This is a genomic window from Paenibacillus sp. ICGEB2008, assembly GCF_000307675.1.
In the GTDB taxonomy this organism is placed as follows: domain Bacteria; phylum Bacillota; class Bacilli; order Paenibacillales; family Paenibacillaceae; genus Paenibacillus; species Paenibacillus polymyxa.
In genome coordinates this window covers 1-1,200 of sequence record NZ_AMQU01000041.1, presented here as the reverse complement: position 1 = coordinate 1,200, position 1,200 = coordinate 1, and the positions used below count along the sequence as shown (strand labels likewise).

The following is a 1,200-nucleotide window of genomic DNA, read 5'->3' as shown; positions in this document are numbered from 1 at the left end:
TACGGGGTTTCACGTGCCCCGCACTACTCGGGATCCGTCTCGGAGGGAACAAGTTTTGAACTACAGGGCTTTTACCTTCTCTGGCGGGCCTTTCCAGACCTCTTCATCTAACCGGTTCCTTTGTAACTCCATGTGAGACGTCCCACAACCCCAAGGAGCAAGCTCCTTGGTTTGGGCTAATCCGCGTTCGCTCGCCGCTACTGACGGAATCACTATTGTTTTCTCTTCCTCAGGGTACTTAGATGTTTCAGTTCCCCTGGTCTGCCTCTCACTCACCTATGAATTCAGTGAGTAGTGACTGTCGATGAAGACAGCCGGGTTTCCCCATTCGGACATCCCCGGATCAAAGCTTGCTTACAGCTCCCCGAGGCGTTATCGTTGTTCGCCACGTCCTTCGTCGGCTCCTGGCGCCTAGGCATCCTCCGTGTGCTCTTTGTAGCTTAACCTAGACTTTTCTTTCACAGAAAGAAAATGTCGATGTTCAATAAAGAGTGATTTTTGCCAAAGGCAAAATATCTTTCCTTATTTGCTACCTTTATTTCACTTGTTTACACAAGATCAGCTTAAAGGAATATTCTAAAACGCAATTTCGTTTCGGTATCCAGTTTTCAAGGTGCAAAGCTGTGTGATTATCAATCAACTCCTGAAGAGTTAATGATCTCCAAACAGTTATAGATGAAATTGTAATTGGTGGAGCCAAGCGGGATCGAACCGCTGACCTCCTGCGTGCAAGGCAGGCGCTCTCCCAGCTGAGCTATGGCCCCTCACAAGTTCCATCAAAACTGAACAAATGGAATGATGAATTATTGAAGCTTACGCTTCATATTTGAATGTTTCCATTGCAGGAAACGATTCTCCATAGAAAGGAGGTGATCCAGCCGCACCTTCCGATACGGCTACCTTGTTACGACTTCACCCCAATCATCTACCCCACCTTCGGCGGCTGGCTCCTTGCGGTTACCTCACCGACTTCGGGTGTTGTAAACTCTCGTGGTGTGACGGGCGGTGTGTACAAGACCCGGGAACGTATTCACCGCGGCATGCTGATCCGCGATTACTAGCAATTCCGACTTCATGTAGGCGAGTTGCAGCCTACAATCCGAACTGAGACCGGCTTTTCTAGGATTGGCTCCAGATCGCTCCTTCGCTTCCCGTTGTACCGGCCATTGTAGTACGTGTGTAGCCCAGGTCATAAGGGGC

1 tRNA gene and 2 rRNA genes are annotated in these 1,200 nt (G+C 49.4%); all 3 read right to left on the bottom strand.

What is annotated here, in order from left to right:
- Positions 1-446 (bottom strand): 23S ribosomal RNA (locus tag C400_RS0125780); the annotation flags it as partial.
- A 242-nt stretch (positions 447-688) separates the two neighbouring features.
- Positions 689-764, bottom strand: a tRNA-Ala gene (locus C400_RS0125775).
- Between the two features lie 98 nt (positions 765-862).
- A 16S ribosomal RNA gene (locus tag C400_RS0125770) occupies positions 863-1,200 on the bottom strand; the annotation flags it as partial.